Origin of the sequence: Bradyrhizobium sp. CCBAU 11430 (genome assembly GCF_028128855.1) — a bacterium.
Taxonomy (GTDB): Bacteria; Pseudomonadota; Alphaproteobacteria; order Rhizobiales; family Xanthobacteraceae; genus Bradyrhizobium; species Bradyrhizobium ottawaense.
Map to the genome: position 1 here is coordinate 120,729 of NZ_LBJV01000057.1, position 19,304 is coordinate 140,032.

The 19,304-nt window shown below is 64.8% G+C and carries 19 protein-coding genes; 13 read left to right on the top strand and 6 right to left on the bottom strand.

Annotated elements, in window-relative coordinates:
* Window positions 1–26 precede the first annotated feature (26 nt).
* Window positions 27–851: an invasion associated locus B family protein gene (locus XI04_RS18095; RefSeq protein WP_038970376.1), complete on the top strand. Its 825-nt coding sequence runs from the start codon at window positions 27–29 to the stop codon at window positions 849–851.
* 80 nt (window positions 852–931) lie between these two features.
* Here the strand turns inward: XI04_RS18095 and hspQ are convergent, their stop codons facing one another.
* The gene (gene hspQ, locus XI04_RS18100; protein ID WP_008564941.1) at window positions 932–1,264 is read right to left on the bottom strand and encodes a heat shock protein HspQ; all 333 of its coding nucleotides are present in this window, start codon (window positions 1,262–1,264) and stop codon (window positions 932–934) included.
* Between the two features lie 106 nt (window positions 1,265–1,370).
* On the opposite strand from hspQ, the gene XI04_RS18105 reads away from it, so the two are divergent.
* Window positions 1,371–2,324 carry an AEC family transporter gene (locus XI04_RS18105; RefSeq protein WP_271610120.1) on the top strand — a complete coding sequence of 318 codons (954 nt, stop codon included), beginning with the start codon at window positions 1,371–1,373 and terminating at the stop codon, window positions 2,322–2,324.
* A 6-nt stretch (window positions 2,325–2,330) separates the two neighbouring features.
* On the opposite strand, the gene XI04_RS18110 is transcribed toward XI04_RS18105, so the two are convergent.
* Complete coding sequence (locus tag XI04_RS18110; protein WP_095424126.1) at window positions 2,331–3,515, bottom strand: UbiH/UbiF family hydroxylase; 1,185 nt, start codon at window positions 3,513–3,515, stop codon at window positions 2,331–2,333.
* Between the two features lie 86 nt (window positions 3,516–3,601).
* Here XI04_RS18110 and pcsA point away from each other — a divergent pair, with 86 nt between their 5' ends.
* From pcsA to XI04_RS18125, 3 genes are all read left to right on the top strand, one after another.
* A complete protein-coding gene (gene pcsA / locus XI04_RS18115) occupies window positions 3,602–4,369 on the top strand; it encodes a phosphatidylcholine synthase (protein ID WP_028144562.1) in 768 nt (255 codons plus the stop codon).
* Window positions 4,366–5,100 (top strand): TerC family protein, encoded by a 735-nt coding sequence (locus XI04_RS18120; RefSeq protein ID WP_028144563.1) that lies wholly within the window; start codon window positions 4,366–4,368, stop codon window positions 5,098–5,100. The genes pcsA and XI04_RS18120 overlap by 4 nt, the downstream gene beginning before the upstream one ends.
* Window positions 5,101–5,174: 74 nt before the next feature.
* Window positions 5,175–6,149, top strand: coding sequence for a quinone oxidoreductase family protein (locus XI04_RS18125; RefSeq protein WP_028144564.1), 975 nt, complete (start codon window positions 5,175–5,177; stop codon window positions 6,147–6,149).
* Window positions 6,150–6,298: 149 nt separating this feature from the next.
* Here the strand turns inward: XI04_RS18125 and XI04_RS18130 are convergent, their stop codons facing one another.
* Window positions 6,299–7,489 (bottom strand): acetylornithine transaminase, encoded by a 1,191-nt coding sequence (locus XI04_RS18130; protein ID WP_271610121.1) that lies wholly within the window; start codon window positions 7,487–7,489, stop codon window positions 6,299–6,301.
* 299 nt (window positions 7,490–7,788) lie between these two features.
* Window positions 7,789–8,946 (bottom strand): tetratricopeptide repeat protein, encoded by a 1,158-nt coding sequence (locus XI04_RS18135; RefSeq protein WP_038949092.1) that lies wholly within the window; start codon window positions 8,944–8,946, stop codon window positions 7,789–7,791.
* A gap of 125 nt (window positions 8,947–9,071) precedes the next feature.
* Here XI04_RS18135 and XI04_RS18140 point away from each other — a divergent pair, with 125 nt between their 5' ends.
* The 3 genes from XI04_RS18140 (at window position 9,072) to XI04_RS18150 (ending at window position 10,981) form a co-directional block, all read left to right on the top strand.
* Window positions 9,072–10,019, top strand: coding sequence for a hypothetical protein (locus XI04_RS18140; protein WP_028144567.1), 948 nt, complete (start codon window positions 9,072–9,074; stop codon window positions 10,017–10,019).
* Window positions 10,020–10,197: 178 nt separating this feature from the next.
* Window positions 10,198–10,629, top strand: a complete 432-nt coding sequence (locus tag XI04_RS18145) for a MerR family transcriptional regulator (protein WP_271610122.1) — start codon at window positions 10,198–10,200, stop codon at window positions 10,627–10,629.
* Window positions 10,562–10,981 (top strand): carboxymuconolactone decarboxylase family protein, encoded by a 420-nt coding sequence (locus XI04_RS18150; protein WP_271610123.1) that lies wholly within the window; start codon window positions 10,562–10,564, stop codon window positions 10,979–10,981. Before XI04_RS18145 ends, XI04_RS18150 begins: the two co-directional genes overlap by 68 nt.
* Before the next feature lie 136 nt (window positions 10,982–11,117).
* On the opposite strand, the gene rimO is transcribed toward XI04_RS18150, so the two are convergent.
* A complete protein-coding gene (gene rimO, locus XI04_RS18155) occupies window positions 11,118–12,443 on the bottom strand; it encodes a 30S ribosomal protein S12 methylthiotransferase RimO (RefSeq protein ID WP_028144570.1) in 1,326 nt (441 codons plus the stop codon).
* A gap of 111 nt (window positions 12,444–12,554) precedes the next feature.
* Here rimO and XI04_RS18160 point away from each other — a divergent pair, with 111 nt between their 5' ends.
* The 5 genes from XI04_RS18160 to XI04_RS18180 all read left to right on the top strand — a co-directional run bounded on the left by XI04_RS18160 (window position 12,555) and on the right by XI04_RS18180 (window position 18,410).
* Window positions 12,555–13,145, top strand: coding sequence for an ANTAR domain-containing response regulator (locus tag XI04_RS18160; protein WP_027542860.1), 591 nt, complete (start codon window positions 12,555–12,557; stop codon window positions 13,143–13,145).
* Entirely contained in the window at window positions 13,142–14,305 is a 1,164-nt protein-coding gene (locus XI04_RS18165) for a CmpA/NrtA family ABC transporter substrate-binding protein (RefSeq protein WP_271610124.1), read from the top strand. Before XI04_RS18160 ends, XI04_RS18165 begins: the two co-directional genes overlap by 4 nt.
* 337 nt (window positions 14,306–14,642) lie before the next feature.
* Window positions 14,643–16,430, top strand: coding sequence for a NirA family protein (locus XI04_RS18170; RefSeq protein WP_161966445.1), 1,788 nt, complete (start codon window positions 14,643–14,645; stop codon window positions 16,428–16,430).
* The gene (locus XI04_RS18175; RefSeq protein ID WP_038949089.1) at window positions 16,427–18,052 is read left to right on the top strand and encodes a sulfite reductase subunit alpha; all 1,626 of its coding nucleotides are present in this window, start codon (window positions 16,427–16,429) and stop codon (window positions 18,050–18,052) included. Before XI04_RS18170 ends, XI04_RS18175 begins: the two co-directional genes overlap by 4 nt.
* Window positions 18,053–18,257: 205 nt before the next feature.
* Window positions 18,258–18,410, top strand: coding sequence for a hypothetical protein (locus XI04_RS18180; RefSeq protein WP_173015837.1), 153 nt, complete (start codon window positions 18,258–18,260; stop codon window positions 18,408–18,410).
* Window positions 18,411–18,529: 119 nt separating this feature from the next.
* Here the strand turns inward: XI04_RS18180 and XI04_RS18185 are convergent, their stop codons facing one another.
* Entirely contained in the window at window positions 18,530–19,297 is a 768-nt protein-coding gene (locus tag XI04_RS18185) for a LamB/YcsF family protein (protein WP_038970364.1), read from the bottom strand.
* Window positions 19,298–19,304 lie beyond the last annotated feature (7 nt).

Genomic DNA, 19,304 nt, shown 5'->3' on the forward strand with positions numbered 1-19,304 from the left:
TTCCCGTTCAGAAAGGGTTTTCCGCAATGAATTTCCGTTACTTGGCCGCGTCCGTCCGGCCGCGTGGGCGACTTCTCGCCCTGTTGACGGCGACGGCGTTGGCCGTTCCGTTTGCCGCCGAGGCCCAGACCCCGGCGCCGGCCCCGGCCCCGGGTGCGCCCAAGGCGGCTCCGGCCCCGAAAGCGGCTCCCAAGGCCGCCCCGAAGGCTCCGGCACCGGCTGCTCAGGCCCCCGCGCAGCAGGCTCCCGCTGCAGGCGCTCCGGCGCAGCAGGGCGCGGCCCAGCCGGCCGATCAGCAGATCCAGCTGATCTACGCCCCCTGGACCAAGTTCTGCCTGAAGGGCCAGGACGCCAACGCCAAGCAGGTCTGCTTCACCGGCAAGGACGGCCGCATCGAATCGGGCCAGCCGGTCATCGCCGCCGTGATCATCGAGCCGGAAGGCGAGCCCAAGAAGATCCTGCGCGTGACGCTGCCGCTCGGCATGCAACTCGTGCACGGCACCCGCATCATCGTCGACAGCAACGCGCCGCTGCAGCAGCCCTATGTGATCTGCTTCCAGAACGGCTGCATGTCCGATTACGAGGCGACGCCCGAGCTCATCAACAGCATGAAGAAGGGCCAGAATCTCGTTGTCCAGGCGATCAATGCCAACGGCGCGCCGCTGACACTGCCGCTGCCGCTCGCCGGCGAATTCCAGAAGGCCTATGACGGTCCGCCGACCGATCCGAAGGTGTTCGAGGAAAATCAGAAGAAGCTCCAGGAAGAGCTTCAGAAGAAGGCTGATGAGCAGCGCAAGAAGCTCGAACAGAGCGGTGCTGCCCCGGGCGCGGCTCCGACCGGTCAGAAGTAATCGGGCGCACGACGTCCAGATACGAAGAAGGCGCTCATCTCGAGCGCCTTTTTTGCAGGCTGGGTGCTGGTGGTGAAAACCTAGTTCAGCGACGGGTTGCGCGGGCGATAGCCGCCGGCCTTGTCCTTGATGAAGATCTCGGCGACCTGGGAATGCCGGACCGGCTCGCCGGAATCGTCGGGCAGAAGGTTCTGCTCCGAGACATAGGCGACGTATTCCGATTCCGCGTTCTCAGCGAGCAGGTGGTAGAACGGCTGGTCCTTGTGGGGCCGCACCTCCTCGGGGATCGACAGCCACCACTCCTCGGTGTTGTTGAATTCCGGATCGATGTCGAAGATCACGCCCCGGAACGAGAAGATCCGGTGGCGCACGACCTGTCCGATCTGGAATTTGGCGGTCCGCGCTTTAATCATTCCCCGTCGATAGACCAGGATTGTGGCCGATGCTAGTGGCCTCATCTGGAATTAACGTTCACTTTGGGGGCAGATAGCCCCCAAGTCTTCAGAAAACACTTCATCAATGGTCGATATCCTCAATCTGGCGCTACCTTATTTCGGCTTGATCTTCGTCGGTTTTGCCTGCGGCAAGGTCAAGTCCCTGCCGGAATCGGGTCTCGCCTGGATGAACTTCTTCCTGCTCTACGTGTCGCTGCCGGCGCTGCTGTTTGCGATCATGTCGAAGACGCCGTTTGCGGAATTGAACAACCCGCCGTTCCTGATAGCGACCACGCTCTCCACCGTCGCCGCGTTCACACTGGCGCTGGTCGTGGGCAAGGTTTTGGGACGGCTGACATTGCGCGAGGCGACGCTCGCAGGCCTCTCCGGCGGCTACGGCAATATCGGCTATATGGGGCCCGGCCTGGCGCTCGCCGTGCTCGGGACCAAGGCGGCGGCGCCGACCGCGCTGATCTTCTGCTGCGACAGCATCTTCCTGTTCACGATCGTGCCGCTCTTGATCGAGCTGTCCGACCGCGACCATCCCTCGATCGTGCACGCCTTCGGCGTCGTGCTGAAGCAGATCGTGCTCAACCCGCTGATCATGTCGGCCTGCTTTGGCGCCGCGGTCGCGGCGCTACATATCGAGATGCCGGTCGCGCTCGACCGCACCATCACCTTCCTCCAGAACGCCGCCGCGCCGACCGCGCTGTTCGTGCTCGGCGTGACCGTGGCGCTGCGTCCGTTCGACCGGGTGCCGTGGGAAGTGCCGGGCGTGATCGCGGTCAAGCTCCTGATCCATCCGCTGGCGGCGTTCGGCCTGATGCTGGCGTTCGGCCCCTTCGCGCAGCCCTGGACTGCGACCGCCGTGCTGATGGCCTCGCTGCCGCCGGCGCTGAACGTGTTCGTGATCGCCCGGCAGAACGATGCCTGGATCGAATCGGCGTCCGTCGCGGTGCTGCTCGGCACCTTCGCGTCCGTGGCCACGCTGACCAGCGTGATGTGGCTGCTTCAGAGCGGACGGCTGGTGTTTCCGTGAGAGAAGTTACCGCCGCCAGGTCGGCGTCAGGCCTTCGCGCATCGCAAAACGCCGGAGCGGGCCGATGGCGCCGAGCAGGTGCATGCCGACGGCACGGACCGGCTGAAGCGGAAGGAAATCGTTGAGCAGCGAGCGGTTGGCGATGTCGATCGCAAAGGTGCGGCTCAAAACGTCCGGACGCCGCGCGCGGTCGTAGCGTTTGAGCACGTCGGGCGCGCCGGGATCCTGGCCGGCTGCGATGACCTCGCCCGCGAGCCTGGCAACATCGGCGGCATCGCGCAGGCCGAGATTGAGGCCCTGGGCGCCGATCGGCGGAACCACATGGGCGGCTTCGCCAACCAGCGCGATGCGGTCTCGGCCGAAGGATTTCGGACGTTCGATCGCGAGCGGAAACAGGTTGCGGCCGGGCTCGACCGTCATGCGTCCCAGGATCGAATGCGACTGTTTCTCGATCGCGGCCGACAGCTCGGCATCGCTGAGGCCGCGGAGCCGCTCCGCCTCCGCAGGCGCCGAGACCCAGACGATGCTGGAGCGGTCGCCGGGCAGGGGCACGAACACGCAGGGTCCATGCGGTGTGTGGAACTCGGTCGAGACGTTGCGATGCGGCCGCGTGTGACCGACGTTGAAGGTCAGCGCCGTCTGCGTCAGCTCGCGCCGCGTCACCGCGATGCCGGCAGCTTCGCGGCACAGCGAATGTCGGCCGTCGGCGCCGACCACCAGGCGGGCCGAGAGAAACTGCGCGGAGGCGGTGTGGACCGCGACGTCGTCGGCTTCGATGACGATGGTTTCGGCCTCGTCGTCGAAACGGATGAGATTGGGCAGCTCAGCCGCACGCTCTTCCAGAGCCAGCATCAGCGACCGGTTGTCGATGTTGTAGCCGAAGGCGTCGAGCGCGATTTCGTGACAGGAGAACCGGACCTCCGGCGCGCGGAACAGCCGGCCGGTGTCGTCGACGAGGCGCATGACCTCCAGCGCGGCGGCCTTGTCCTTGCAGCGGGACCAGACGTCAAGCGTCTCCAGCAGCTCGACGGAGGCGCCGAGCAGCGCGGTGGTGCGATTGTCGGCATAGGGAACGCGCCGCGCCACCAGCGCGGTCCGCGCACCCGCCTGCGCCAACGCGATGGCCGCCGCAAGTCCGGCCGGTCCGCCGCCGATCACGGCGGCGTCATGGAGTGTCGATGCGTCTGTCATGGAGCGACAAATGACACGCTCCGCGGCAAATTCAAGCCCGCTGATTGTGCCTGATTTTATGACAGATTGTGCGACCGGGCGTCGCAATGGCGGATGTGCAAACCGGCCTCATTCTGATAGCAGAAGCCATGGATACCCAGCAGGATTCCCTGAAGCCGAAACCGGCGATCCGCGCCGCGGCCTTCTCGGTGCACATCTTCACCGCGTTCGGCGCGGCGATCGCGCTATTGGCGATGCTGGAGGCCGTGCGCGAGCACTGGGCGGCGATGTTTCAATGGCTGGGCGTCGCCCTGATCATCGACGCGATCGACGGGCCGATCGCGCGCCGGCTCGACGTCAAGAACGTGCAGCCGAACTGGTCTGGCGACGTGCTCGATCTCGTGGTCGACTTCGTCACCTATGTCTTCGTGCCGGCCTACGCGATCGTCGCCAGCGGCCTGCTGCTGCCGGTCGCAGCTCCCTTGCTCGGCGTCGCCATCATCGTCACCAGCGCACTATATTTCGCCGATCTGCGCATGAAGGCGGACGACAATCATTTCCGCGGCTTCCCGGCACTGTGGAATGCGGCTGCGTTCTATCTGTTCCTGCTGCATTGGCCGCCGCTGTGGTCGACGCTGCTGGTGGCCGCGCTCGTCGTGCTGACCTTCGTGCCGTTCCACGTGTTGCATCCGGTCCGCGTCGTGCGGCTGCGCTGGCTGACGATGTCGCTGATCGCGATCTGGGCGCTGCTTGGCCTCTACGTGCTGGAGATGGATTTCCGCGTCGGCGCCGGCGTCACCATCGCACTCTGCGCGATCGCGCTCTGGATCAGCTTCAGCGATGCGCTGATACGTCTGGTAAGATCGTTCGCATGATGCATCTGTTGACCAGTCCCGAAGCCTGGGCCGCGCTGCTCACCCTGACCGCGCTCGAGATCGTGCTCGGCATCGACAACGTCATCTTCCTGTCGGTGATCGTCTCGCGCATCCCCCAGCAGCAGGCGGACCGCGCCCGCAAGATCGGACTCGCTCTCGCGCTGATCTTCCGCATCATCCTGCTCAGCGTCCTGGTCTGGCTGATCGGCCTGACCGCGCCGGTTTTTTCATTCAAGGGCGCGGACTTCTCCTGGCGCGACCTCATCCTGATCGGCGGCGGCCTGTTCCTGATCGCGAAGGCGACGCACGAGATCCACGCCGAGGTCGAGGCCGATGACGGCGAGGCCGATCAGAAGTCCGGCGGCAGCGCCTTCTTCTGGGTGATCATCCAGATCATCGTCATCGACATCGTGTTCTCGCTGGATTCGATCATCACCGCGATCGGCATGGCCCAGGATATCGAGATCATGATCGCGGCGGTCGTGATCGCCTGCCTGATCATGTACATTTCGTCGGGCCCGGTGTCGCGCTTCGTCGCGGAGCATCCGACCACGAAAATGCTGGCACTGGCGTTCCTGGTGCTGATCGGCGTCGCGCTGGTCGCGGACGGATTCCAATTCCACATTCCGCGCGGCTACATCTATTTTGCAATTGCGTTCTCGGCCGCCGTCGAATTCTTCAACGTGCTGGCCAAGCGCAACCGCAGGAAGATCAGCAAGCCGTCGGTTTAGGCGTTCCAGCTACATCGAGTTGACAAGGCGGGCGCGATGTCTTTCGCTGGCCTTTGAGAAGAGGAGGTCAGGTGATGACCAAAGCGGTCCGTGTGCACAAGGTCGGAGGCCCCGAAGCCCTGGTCTATGAGAGCGTCGATGTGCCGGCGCCCGGGCCCGGCGAGGTGCGCATCCGCCAGCATGCGGTCGGCCTGAACTTCATCGACGTCTATTACCGCACCGGTCTCTACAAGGCGCCGGGGCTGCCCTTCATTGCCGGCAACGAGGCCTCGGGCGAGGTCGTCGCCGTCGGGCCCGGCGTGACGCATTTCCATCCCGGCGATCGCGTCGCCTACTACCACAATCTCGGAGCCTATACCGGCGAGCGCAACCTTCCCTGGGAGAAGCTGGTCAAGCTGCCCGATCACATCACCCACGAGCAGGGGGCCGTGCTGATGCTCAAGGGCCTGACGGTCTGGTATCTCCTGCACAAGACCTTCAAGGTCGAGCCGCATCATCGCGTGCTGATCCACGCCGCGGCCGGCGGCATCGGCCTCTTGGCCTGCCAATGGGCGAGGGCGCTCGGGGCCCACGTCATCGGCACGGTCGGCTCGCGCGAGAAGGCCGAGCTCGCCGAGGCCAATGGCTGCGATCACGTCATCCTCTACAACGAGGAGGACTTCGTCGCGCGCGTCAAGCAGATCAGCCGCAACGAAGGCTGCGACGTCGTCTATGACGGCGTCGGCAAGGCGACCTTCCCGGGCTCGCTGTCGTGCCTGAAGCCGCGCGGCATGTTCGTCTCCTTCGGCAACGCCTCCGGCCCGGTGCCGCCGTTCTCGATCGCCGAGCTCAACAATCACGGCTCGCTGTTTGCGACGCGGCCGAAGCTCAACGACTACGTCGGCACGCGCAAGGAGCTGCTCGAAGGCGCCGACACGCTGTTCGCCGCCGTCATCAACGGCAAGCTGCACGTACCGATCAACCACGCCTACGCGCTGAAGGATGCCGCGAAGGCGCATATCGATCTCGAGAGCCGCAAGACCACGGGGGCTTCGATCTTGAAGCCGTAGCGCTCGTGTCCCGGACCAGCCGCAACGCCTGAAGCGTTGCGGCGCAGAGCCGGGACCCAGATGCAACACGCACTGCGGAGAGATTGGCCCCGGCTCAGCAGTGCACCGTCGAAGAGACGCTGCGTTGCGTCCGGGGCACGCGACGGGTGCTACGCCACGCGCCGTGCCGCGCCGGTCTTGGTCAAGATCCCGTCGAGACAATCGATCATCTCGGCGATCTCTGCCTTCGCGACGTTCAGCGCAGGCATGAAGCGCAGCGTGTCGAGCTGCGGCGCATTGAGGAGCACGCCGGCTTCGAACGCTTGCGCGACGATGCCGGGCGCGATCGGCAGCTTGAGGTCGAGCGCGAGCAGCAGCCCGCGTCCTCGCACGCCGCCGAGCCCATGCCGGGCCGAGACCTTCTGCAGCTCGCTTTCGAGCAGCAGGCCGGTCTCGGTGACCTGTTTCAGGAAGTCCGGCTTGCCGACCTCCTCGAGCACGGCGAGCCCCGCCGCGCACATGATCGGGTTGCCGTTGAACGTGCCGCCCTGGTCGCCGTGCTCGAAGCAGGAGGTATGCTCGGTGGCAAGCAGGGCGGCGAGCGGCACGCCGCCGCCGATGCCCTTGCCGAGCGTCATGATGTCGGGCGCGATCCCGGCGTGCTCGTAGTGGAAGAGTTTTCCGGTCCGGCCCATGCCGGTCTGGATCTCGTCGAAAATGAGCAGCAAGCCGTGGGCTTTGGTCAGCGCGCGCAGCTGTTGCAGGAACTGATCGGTCGCTGGCCAAACGCCTGATTCACCCTGGATCGGTTCGAGCATCACCGCGACGGTGTTGTCATTGATCAAGCTCTCGACCGAGGCGATGTCGTTGAGCTTCGCCTTCTTGAAGCCTGCGACCTTCGGCTCGAACAGCGGCTCGAACGCCTTCTTGCCCGAGGCCGACATCGTCGCCAGCGTTCGGCCGTGAAAGCCGCCTTCGAAGCTGATGATCTCGAACGCGCCGCCTTTGTGCAGGGTGCCATATTTGCGCGCGAGCTTGATCGCGCCCTCGTTGGCCTCCGCGCCGGAATTGGCGAAGAACACCTGGTCGAAGGCGCTGTTCGCGACCAGCGCTTGCGCCAGCTTCAGGCTCGGCTCGTTGTAGAAAGCCGGGCTCGGCGTCAGCAGCCGCCTGGCTTGCGCACTCAGTGCGTCGGCGATCGCAGGCGGGGAGTGGCCGAGGCAGTTCACGGCCCAGCCCTGCACGAAATCGAGATAGCGCTTACGGCCATCGTCCCAGAGGTAGGAGCCCGCGCCGCGGACGAACACGGCCTTGGGCCGTGCGGTGATGTCCATCAGCGCGTCGTACGGTTGCGTGGTCATGTCGAACTCCTCTGGAGGCGGGTGGAAAACGGGCGCAAAAAGCAGAAAGGCCGCACCTTGCGGGTGCGGCCTTTCTCGAAAACTTCAGCTGAATTCAGTGGTTCAGCGGCGTCGTCGGACATGGCGCACCCTCTCATCGTCGCGGGAGCGACGACGGAGCATTTCGGTGCGCAGGTGGGTCCGGGAATTGATCATGGGGCGGGTCCCTACAGCCGAATGGCAGGGCTTGTCAAGCGGCCGTTTTGCAAAACACCCGCCTGGCGTGCATCGATCAGGTCCATCTTCGTTGCCCAAGAGGCTTACTCGACGCCGTAATGTGCGAACTCATCGACGATCCCAGCGTTGATCGCTTTCGCTGCCGCGATGTCGCGCTCGGCGCCTTCGTTGTCGCCCTTCTTCCGCTTTGCGAGCCCACGGCCGTAGAGCGAGCTGTCGTACGCGGGCTTGGTGCTCAGTGCCGCGTCGTAGTCCGCAATCGCCGCGTCGAGATTGCCGAGCTTGAGGTAGGTGAGGGCGCGGCTGTCCAGGGTGTAGGGATCGTTCGGGGCCATCTTCAGCGACTGATCGCAATCGGCCAGCGCCTCCTGCAGACGGCCGAGGATCGCGCGCGTCATGCAGCGCGAATTGAATGCGCCGGGATAGCTCGCATTGGCCTTGATCGACCGATCGTAATCCTCCAGCGCCAGCGCATGATCGTGCGCATCGAAATACATGTTCGCGCGCGCATAGAAATCGCGGTCGTTGTTCGGGCTGAGCTGCAGCGACTTGGCGAAGTCAGCCAGCGCGCGGACCCGGTCGCCGCGATCGCGGTAGAGGCGTGCGCGGTTGCCGTAAGCCGGGCCGTAGGTCGGGTCGAACTTGATCGACAGATCGAAATCCGCAAGCCCGCGCTCGTCCTCGCCGTGGTTGCGATAAGCGGTGCCGCGGTTGAAATAGGCCAGCGCGAATTTCGGGTCGAGCTTGATGGCCTGATCGTAGTCGGCGATTGCGCGCTCGTAGTCGTTCTTGTCGATGAGGGAGTTGCCGCGGTTGTTGTAGTAGAGCGGGTCGCGGGCGTTGAGCCGGATCGCGCGTGTGTAATCGGCAATGGCGTGATCTTTCTCGCCGAGATCGTCATGGGCAATCCCCCTGTTGTACCAGAGGTCGGAATGTCCAGGATTGAGCTCGATCGCACGGTTGAAGTCCACCAGCGCACGCGCGGCGTCGCCCCTTCGCCGGAGCATTTCGCCGCGATTGGCGAGCGCATGCACATCGTTGGGATTGGCCTTGAGCACCGCCGAGCAGCCCTCGACGCGCTGCTCCTCGCGGCTCCCGTCGTCGTCCGCGTAGCACCATTGGCGCAGCTGTGCGGCTGAGGGGGATCGCGCCGCAGCGGGGGCGGATAGCGCGAGCAGGGCCATCGTGAGGCCGATGGCCGACAGCTTGAACCAAATTGCTGATGTTTCGTCGTATTCCATTTGCGTACCGCGTCGAAACCATTGCGCCTCTAGCGCGTTTGTGATCGAAGGACGCGACTTGGTTCGAACCGGACGCAACTCGGGCGAGACCAAGAGGGACGGGACCAACCAGACAGTTTTCAGCCTTGTCCGATACGCCTTATCCCATCGACCTCGACAGCATTCGCGGCGCATTTCCGCCGGGTATCGAAGCGCCGCCGCTGCTTGTCGACTTTGCCACCTGGCTCAAGGGGCGTCCCTGGGGCAGCGTCGGCTGCTTCTCGCTGCAGGGCCAGTTCTCGGATCACGCGCCGATCACCGACGGCAGTCCCCTGCGGGACAGGTTTTCGCTGTTCATGCGGCTGCCGGACGGCTCGGCCGTCGGCGGCTGGTACGGCGCCGGTCTCGACCGCGACAATCCGCCGATCGTGGGACTGGGCTCGGAGGGCGACTACGAGCTGCTGGCGCCGAGCCTCGACGGCCTGCTCGCCAAACTGACGTCGCAACAATTCGACAATGCCTGGAGCGATCTCAAGCCGCATGACGAGGTCGAGCCGCAGACGGTCGAGCTCGCGCAATGGCTGGCCGGACGGCCGCTCGGCGAGCCGGCGACGCCCGACGACAATTCGTCGGAACTGCCCGATTTCCGCGGCTTCATGGAAAAATGGAGCCGGGATCGCGAAGATTACTGGGCCAATCACCGCCTGATGGCCGAGCTCGGCTGGCGGCTGGCCGCCCATCTACCCAAGGGCAAGAAGCCCTGGGACCGGACGAGATTCGAGATCGCGATCGTCGGCAAGCAATACCAGGCGCGCGTGCTTTCGCACGGACCACAGCCGTTCGAGGAAGCCGCCTCGGTCGAATCCCTGCTGCGCGACCTGCGCGAGGAGATGCGCCGCGCCCAGCCCGAGCTTGGCCTGTGGTACGCGATGAATTTTGGGCTCTATGCCGACGGCCGCGTCATGCCGAATTTCGAGTACGATCTACGCCCGACCATTGACGGTGATCCGGCGCTGCTCTCCGAGGCGAAAGCCGATCTCGCCCGCGCACCCCGGCCTGAGCGCTGGGTGCCGAAATGGCTGACGGAAGCCTGAAGTCGCGGAATTCCGCGACGCTGCCGTGCAGTCGGCACGCCGAGACCTTCTGCTGTCGCACCATCAGTGCGTTGTAACTCTTGCTTGACCTCGCGGGGACGGGCACCTTCGATCCCTCTTGACTTAGAGCGCGCTCGAAGGGGTATCTGTACGTGCGTCAGTACGAGAACGGGCACACATGAAGATCGGCGACCTCGCAAGACGAACCGGCTTGTCGACCCACACGCTGCGCTACTATGAGCGCATCGGGCTGCTGCCATACGCTGACCGGGATCGCTCCGGTCAACGTGACTTTGACGCATCGATCCTCACATGGATCACATTCATCGGTCGGCTCAAGACCACGGGAATGCCGATCCGGGACATGTTGCGTTATGCGGCGCTTCGTGACGACGGCGACGCCACCGGGCCAGCCCGGCGGCAGATGCTGGAAATCCATCGCGAACAGGTTCGCACGCAGATTGCCGAACTCCAGGAATGCCTGCTCGTCCTTGATACCAAGATCGCCGGCTATGCCGGCGACGAACAGAGGACGAAGGAAAATGAGGCACGCCCCGACACATGCCGAAAGCCGCTTCGATCGCGGCCAGCGGGCCCTGTCACGCATTGACGGCAAGGCCGGCGAAAAGGTCGTCGCCTCACTCGCCGACATCGCTCCGGATTTCGCACGCTACGTGATCGAGTTTCCCTTCGGCGACATTTACTGCCGCCCGGATCTCGGCCTGCGCGATCGAGAGATCGCGACGATCGCCGCGCTGACGGCGCTCGGAAATGCCGCGCCTCAGCTCAAAGTGCATATCGAGGCGGGGCTGAACGTCGGGCTGTCTCGCGACGAGATCGTGGAGATCATCATGCAGATGGCCGTCTATGCGGGCTTCCCGGCGGCGGTGAACGGGCTGTTCGCAGCCAAGGAGGTGTTCGCCGCGCAGGACGGACAGCAGGCGTCGGGCAACGCGACCTGACGAACGTCGGCGCGGTGTATCGTGCATCGCCGTAGTTCAGTGCGCGCAGCCTGAACGCGGGCAAGTTGAATGGCTGGGCGCGCCGGTCTCGCCCGCGAGCGCTGGGGACCGCAATGGCTGGCGGCGTCTTGGAGCCTCAGAACCCCGCGACGCTGCCGTGCAGGTCGTACTGGTCGGCGCGCTCGATCTTCGCGGTGACGATCTCGCCGACGCGCAAGGGGCGGCGGCTCGTCAGATAAACCGCGCCGTCGATCTCCGGCGCATCGGCCTTGGAGCGGCCCTTGGCGACGGTCGGGCCGACCTCGTCGATGATGATCTGCTGGCGCGTGCCGACCTTGCGCTTCAGCCTGCGCGCGGAGATCTTCTGCTGCCGGGCCATCAGCGCGTTGTAGCGCTCCTGCTTGACCTCTTCCGGCACCGGGTTCTCGATCGCGTTCGACGTCGCGCCGGCAACCGGCTCGTATTTGAAGCAGCCGAGCCGGTCGATCTCGGCTTCATCCAGCCAGTCGAGCAGATAGGCGAAATCGGCATCGGTCTCGCCGGGGAAGCCGACGATGAAAGTCGAGCGCAAAGCGAGATCGGGACACTCTTCGCGCCAGCGCTTGATCCGCGCCAGCGTCTTGTCCTGCGCCGCCGGGCGCTTCATCGCCTTCAGCACCTCCGGGCTCGCATGCTGGAACGGGATGTCGAGATAGGGCAGCACCTTGCCCTCGTTCATCAGTGCGATGACCTCGTCGACATGCGGGTAGGGGTAGACATATTGCAGCCGGACCCATGCGCCGAGCTCGCCGAGCTCGCGCGCGAGGTCGAGGAATTTGGCGCGGACCTGGCGGTCCTTCCACGGGCTCTCGGCATATTTGAGATCGACGCCATAGGCCGAGGTGTCCTGCGAGATCACCAGCAATTCCTTGACGCCGGCGCCGACCAGGCGCTCGGCCTCGCGCAGCACGTCATTGGCCGGGCGCGAGACGAGGTCGCCGCGCAGCTTCGGGATGATGCAGAAGGTGCAGCGGTTGTTGCAGCCCTCGGAGATCTTCAAATAGGCGTAGTGGCGCGGCGTCAGCTTGATGCCCTGCGGCGGCACCAGGTCCACATGCGGATTGTGCGCCGGCGGCAGCGCGCGGTGCACGGCGTCGAGCACGCTCTCGTATTGCTGCGGGCCGGTGATGGAGAGCACGCCGGGATAGGCCTGCTCGATCTGCTCGGGTTCCGCGCCCATGCAGCCGGTCACGATCACCTTGCCGTTCTCGGCCATGGCCTCGCCGATCGCCGAGAGCGATTCCTGCTTGGCGCTGTCGAGGAAGCCGCAGGTGTTGACGATGACGATGTCGGCCCCGTCATGCTTGCGGGCGAGCTCGTAGCCCTCCGCGCGCAAGCGCGTGATGATGCGCTCGGAATCCACCAATGCCTTGGGACACCCGAGCGACACAAAGCTGACCTTGGGCGCAGCCGCCTGATCCATATCCAAATCTGCCTGATTGACCGGCCTGAGCTAGTCCCAATTGCCCACAATTACAACCCTTTGCAGGGCGTTCCGGCGTGCTATGGATGAATCACCTGCCGTGAGTGAGCCATGAGCGCCGAACAGTCACCCAAAATCGTGATCGTCGACGAAAGCCCGATCCGGGCTGCGATCCTGGAGGAGGGATTGCGGGAGGCCGGATTCACGCAAGTGGCCCACATCCGCGAGATGCAGAGCCTGCTCGCCCGTATTTATGCGGTGGACCCCGACATCATCCTGATCGATCTGGAGAACCCCAGCCGCGACGTGCTGGAGGCGATGTTCCAGGTCAGCCGCGCCGTGAAGCGGCCGATCGCGATGTTCGTCGACCAGAGCGATTCAGCCTCGATCCAGGCCTCGGTCGAGGCGGGGGTATCCGCCTACATCGTAGACGGGCTGAAGAAGGAGCGCATCAAGCCGATCCTCGACCTCTGCGTGTCGCGCTTCAACGCCTTCGCCAAGCTGCAGGAGGAGCTGGAGCGCACCAAGTCGCAGCTCGAGGACCGCAAGATCATCGAGCGCGCCAAGGGCATCCTGATGAAGGTGAAGGGCCTCACCGAGGACGAGGCCTACGTGCTGCTGCGCTCCACCGCGATGCGCGAGAAGAAGAAAATCGGCGAGATCGCGCAGTCGATCATCACCGCGTCGGAGATGCTGAAATGACTGCTCCCCTCCGCATCGGGTTCATCCCGCTGGTCGATGCCGCAGCCCTGATCGTCGCCGTCGACAAGGGATTTGCCGCCGCCGAAGGGCTCGAGGTCGAGCTCGTGCGCGAGGTCTCCTGGTCCAATGTCCGCGACAAGCTCAATATCGGCCTGTTCGACGCCGCGCATCTGCTCGCGCCCGTCGCGATTGCGTCCTCGCTCGGGCTCGGTCACGTCAAGGTGCCGATCGCAGCCCCCTTCAATCTCGGCATCAATGGCAATGCCATCACGGTGTCGCCGGCGCTTCATGCGGCGCTGATGGAGGAGGTCGACGGCGATCGCTTTGACCCGATGGTTACGGCGAAAGCGCTGGCGAAAGTGGTGGCCAAGCGGCGCAAGGCGGGTGCCGAGCCGCTGACTTTCGGCATGACCTTCCCGTTCTCGACCCACAATTATCAGCTGCGGTTCTGGATGGCGGCGGCCGGCGTCGATCCCGACGAGGACGTGCGCCTCGTGGTGCTGCCGCCGCCCTACATGGTCGACAGCCTCAAGAGCGGCCATGTCGATGCATTCTGCGTCGGCGCGCCCTGGAATTCGATCGCCGTCGATCTCGGCATCGGCCACATCCTGCATTTCGTCTCCGACATCCTGGTGCGCGCCGCGGAAAAGGTGCTGGCGGTTCGTCAGGTCTGGGCCGACAAGAATCCGGACGTGGTCGCTAGCCTGGTGCGCGCGGCGGTGAAGGCCGCCGCGTTCATCGAGAGCCCAGCGAACCTGGCCGAGGCGGCGCAGATCCTGGCGCGGCCCGAGCGGATCGGCGTCGATGCCGAGGTGATCCAGCGCTCGCTCATCGGCCGCCTGAAGATCTCGCCCGAGGGAGAGGTGCGCGAAAGCGGCCGCTATCTCCTGGTGGGGCGGGAAGAGGCGGGGCGGCCCGATCCGGTCCAGGCCGCCTGGCTCTATGCGCAGATGGTGCGTTGGGGGCAGACGACGCTCAGTCCGGAGGGCGTCAAGACGGCGATGGCCGTGTTCAGGCCCGACCTCTACGATGCGGCCCTCGGCCGCCGGCCGCCCGAGCAGGCTCGCGCCGCGTTCGGGGCGTTCGCCGGGCCCGTCTTCGATCCCGACGACATCCGGGGGCATCTCGAGGCCTTCGAGGTCCGGCGTTGGAAGGCCTGATTCGGAGCTGCGCCTTTTTTAGGCAAGAAGTTTCATTGCCTAAAGTTTGATCCGGCTGCCCGAATTTCGTGAGAGTGCGCCGCCCGGGGTTTCCGGGGGAGGCGTCTAATCATCTGAAATAGCGTTGTTTTCCATTTTGGCCAAGCTGGCACGCAACTTGAATGTTGCAGTGCGGCCAGCTTGTCACAGGTGCCTGCTGAGCCGAGTCCCGCAGCAACGAAGCTGATCGGACCGTTGGGTAACGAAGCCGGCTCTTAAGGGCCAGCCCAGTTCCTCACGGGTCGCGCCAATGTCCGTCGATGCCACCCAGGTGGCCGCAGGAGCTTCGTTACCGACCATGAAAATCGATACGCTCGCAGTCGACTTTACCGACGAGCAGAAACGCTATCTCGAAGGTTTTACGACCGGTTTGCAGATCAGCCGGGTCGGTCGTGGTCTCGGCGGTGGAGGCGGCGCCGGCAAGGCGAACGCCGAGCCTGTTGGCCCCGATGCCGTGCACATCAAGGCGCAGGACAAGGTGATCGCGTCGGGCAAGAAGCTCGCCGATCAGGAGAAGTTCAAGCGCGACGAGCATCCCTTCGATGCTTATCCGCGGCTTCGCCAGCAGGCGCACGACAACACGCCGCCGAGCCCGGCGGACAATTTCCGCTGGCGCTATTACGGCATCTTCTATGTCGCGCCGACGCAGGACTCCTACATGAGCCGCCTGCGGATTCCGAACGGCATCATGAAGCATTGGCAGATGTCGGGTCTTGCCGATCTCGCCGATGAGCTCTGCGGTCCCTACAGCCACGTCACGACGCGCGCCAATCTCCAGCTTCGCGAGATTCCGCCGAAGAACGCCGTGAAGCTGATCGAGGGTATCCAGGACCTCGGCCTGTGCTCGCGCGGCTCCGGCGCCGACAACATCCGCAACGTGACGGGAACGCCGACGGCCGGCATCGATCCGCAGGAAATCATCGACACGCGACCCTATGCGCGCGAATGGCACTACCACATCCTCAACGACCGCTCACTCTACGGCTTGCCACGCAAGTTCAACGTCGCCTTCGACGGTGCCGGCAGGATCGCGGTGCTCGAGGAGACCAACGACATCGCCTTCACGGCGTATGAGGTGAAGGACGGCTTCGGCATCGAGCCCGGCGTCTGGTTCCGCCTCGGCCTCGGCGGCATCACCGGCCACAAGGACTTTGCGAAATATTCCGGCATCATCGTCAAGCCGGAGCAGGCGACGGCCGTCGCCGATGCCATCGTGCGCGTGTTCATCGACCATGGCGACCGCACCAACCGCAACAAGGCGCGGCTGAAATATGTGCTCGACGCCATGGGTCATGACGGCTTTCTCAAGCTCGTCGAGGAACGATTGAAGACACCGTTCACGCGCGTGCCGGAGGAGGCGTTCCAGCCGCGCCCTGCCGCGGACCGCATGGCGCATGTCGGCGTACACAAGCAGAAACAGGACGGCCTCAACTGGATCGGCGTTTCTCTGCCGCTCGGCAAGCTTACCTGCGACCAGATGCGCGGTCTTGCCAAGGTCTCGCGCGACCTCGGCGACGGCGAGATCCGCCTGACCGTCTGGCAGAACCTTTTGATCTCGGGCGTGCGCGACGAGAATGTCGCGCTCGCCGTTGCGGCGATCAAGCAGATCGGGCTTGCGGTCGAGGTCTCGCACATCCGTGCCGGCCTGATCGCCTGCACCGGCAATGCCGGCTGCCGTTTCGCGGCGTCCAACACCAAGCGCAGCGCGGCCGAGATCGGTGATTGGTGCGAGCCGCGCGTCGCCATGGACAAGCCGGTCAACATCCACGTCACCGGCTGCCACCATTCCTGCGCGCAGCATTACATCAGCGACATCGGCCTGATCGGTGCGCGCGTGCCGGTGAACGAGGACGACACGGTCGAGGGCTACCACCTCTTCACTGGTGGAGGGTTCGGCCCCGACGCGGACGTCGGGCAGGAGGTCTATCACGACCTCAAGGCCGAGGACGCGCCGAAGACGGTCGAGGGACTGCTCAAGGCCTATATCGCCCATCGCTCGTCGCCCGACGAAACCTTCCTCTCCTTTGCGCGCCGCCATAACGGCGAGACGCTGCGCAAGCTTGCCGATGCACAGGTGTCCGCATGAACCAGATTACGCCTCCGCCGAAACTCGATATCATTCCCGCCAGCGCACCGTTCTCTGATGCGCAGCGCTCTTGGCTGAACGGCTTCTTTGCCGGGCTGCTGTCGCCTGATGTCGCCGCGCCGCTGTCGGCGGAGCAGGGCGCCGCCGTCATGCAAGGCGCAGCCGGCGACGGTGACGACGGCGAGGCGCCCTGGCACGACCAGACCATGCCGATCGCCGACCGGATGAAGCTTGCGGAGGGCCGTCCCGTCCGCCGCAAGATGATGGCGGCGATGGCGCAGCAGGATTGCGGCCAGTGCGGCTATAATTGCCACGACTATTCGGAAGCGATCGCGGGCCGCAGCGAGGCGCGGCTCAATCTCTGCGTCCCCGGCGGCAAGGAAACCGCGCGGATGCTGAAGTCGCTGTACGAGGAACTGGACAAGGCCCCGGCGGCCAAGACCGGTGACAAGGCAGCTGACAAGACGGATGCGGTGACCGCGCCGGCCGTGACCGTGACGATCGCAGAGCCGGGCCGCTCACGCGACAACCCGGTGACCGCGACCTTCCTGTCGCGCCGTCTGCTCAACAAGGGCAAGTCGGAGAAGGAAACCTATCACGTCGAGTTCGATCTCTCCGAGAGCAAGCTCGACTACGTTGTCGGCGACAGCTTTGGCGTGTTCGCGCGCAACGAGGTCGGCCTCGTCGACCAGATCATCGCACTGCTCGGCGCCTCCCACACCACCAAGGTCAACGGCAAGACGTTGCGCGAGGTGCTGATCGACGACGTCTCGCTGTCGCCGGCACCCGACACGTTGTTCGAATTGATCTCCTTCATCACCGGCGGCGCGCAGCGCGAGAAGGCGCGGGCGCTGGCGCAGGGCGAGGATCCCGACGGCGATGCCGCCACGCTCGACGTGATGGCGGCGCTGCAGAAGTTCTCGGGCACGCGGCCGCATCCGGAGGCTTTCGTCGAGGCGCTCGAGCCGCTGCAGCCACGGCTCTATTCGATCTCGTCCTCGCACAATGCGACGCCCGGAAAGCTGTCGCTGACGGTCGATTCCGTGCGCTACGTCGTCGGCAAGCGCAAGCGCCTCGGCGTCGCCTCGACCTTCCTCGGCGAGCGCATCGGTGAAGGCGAGAATCTCAAGGTCTATGTGCAGAAGGCGCACGGTTTCGGCCTGCCGCAGGACCCGAAGACGCCCGTGATCATGATCGGTCCCGGCACCGGCATTGCGCCGTTCCGCGCTTTCCTGCTCGACCGCAAGGCGACCGGCGCGCCCGGCAAGAACTGGCTGTTCTTCGGCCATCAGCGCAGCGATTGCGACTTCTTCTACCAGGAGGAGCTCAATGCGATGAAGACCTCGGGTCTGCTGACGCGCATGTCGCTGGCCTGGTCGCGCGACGGCGAGAAGAAGTTCTATGTGCAGGACCGCATGCGCGAGGTCGGCCGCGAGGTGTGGACGTGGCTCGCCGAAGGCGCGCATCTCTACATCTGCGGCGATGCCAAGCGCATGGCCAAAGACGTCGAGCGCGCGCTGGTCGACATCGTCGCCCAGTTCGGGGCGCGCTCGACCGACGAAGCCGTCAGTTTTGTCGCCGAACTCAAGAAGACTGGCCGCTTCCAGGCCGACGTCTACTAAAGCGATCGTCAGGCTGCCGTCATCCGGGCCGGTTCCAAACGGCTCGGATTTGAACGAATAAGATTCTCGGAACCTGCGCCTGGAGAGAATTTACGTCTGCAATGCGGCCGCTTCGGAGGAGGCGCATCGCTATTTCCTCCGGCATCTTGCCTCCCGCCCTGGTTGATCCCTCATAATCCCGCAAATGGGGCGTTGGAGATCGACCATGCGCGAACTATCGGCGGAAGCCAGGCTGCACTTCTACGCGCGCTCGCTCTCGCGGCGGACCGGGGCGAGCATGCATCATTTCGCGCTCTACAGTGCGTTTGCCGTGATCGCGGCGATCGTGTTCGGCACGTTGTCGGTACATCCGTTCTAAAGCTCTCGTAGGGTGGGCAAAGCGAAGCGTGCCCACCAACTGCCTCAATCATGTAGACATCGTGGGCACGGCGCTATGCGCCTTTGCCCACCCTACGGCACTACGGCACCTGTCTTGCTTCACCCGCGCTTGAACGGCGCGACCTCGATCCCCGCATCCTTCAAGGCCTGACGCAAGGTCCGCGCGATCTCGACGGCGCCGTGCGTGTCGCCGTGGATGCACACCGTGTCCGTGCGCATCTTGATCACCTTGCCCGTCACCGAAACCACCGCGCCGTCCTGCACCATGCGCACCACGCGGTCGGCGATGGCCTTGGCATCATGGAGCACCGCGCCGGGCTTTTTGCGCGAGACGAGGTTGCCGTCGTCCTCATAGGCGCGGTCGGCGAACACCTCGTGCACCATCGGCAGATTGGCGTCCTCGCCGGCCTTCACCAGCTTCGAATTGGCGAGCACGACGAAGATCAGGCTGGGATCTACCGCCCTGATGCCGGCGGCGATCGCCTTCGCCGTCATGTCGTCCTCGCAGGCGACATTGGAGAGCGCGCCATGGGCCTTCACATGCGTGACCTTGTGGCCGGCAGCGGTCGCAATCGCCTGCAATGCGCCGATCTGGTAGGCGACGAGGTTCTCGATCTCGGACGCCTTCAGGCCCGCGATCGGATGGCGGCCAAAACCGTGCAGGTCGCGATATCCGGGATGGGCGCCGACCGAGACGCCGCGCGCCTTCGCCAATTCCACCGTCCGGCGCATGATGTCGGGGTCGCCGGCATGGAAGCCGCAGGCGACGTTGACCGAGCTTGCAAGCTCGATCATCGCGGCGTCGTTGCCCATCTCCCACGCGCCAAAACCTTCGCCGAGGTCGCAATTGAGATCGATCGTCTTCATGGGTGCT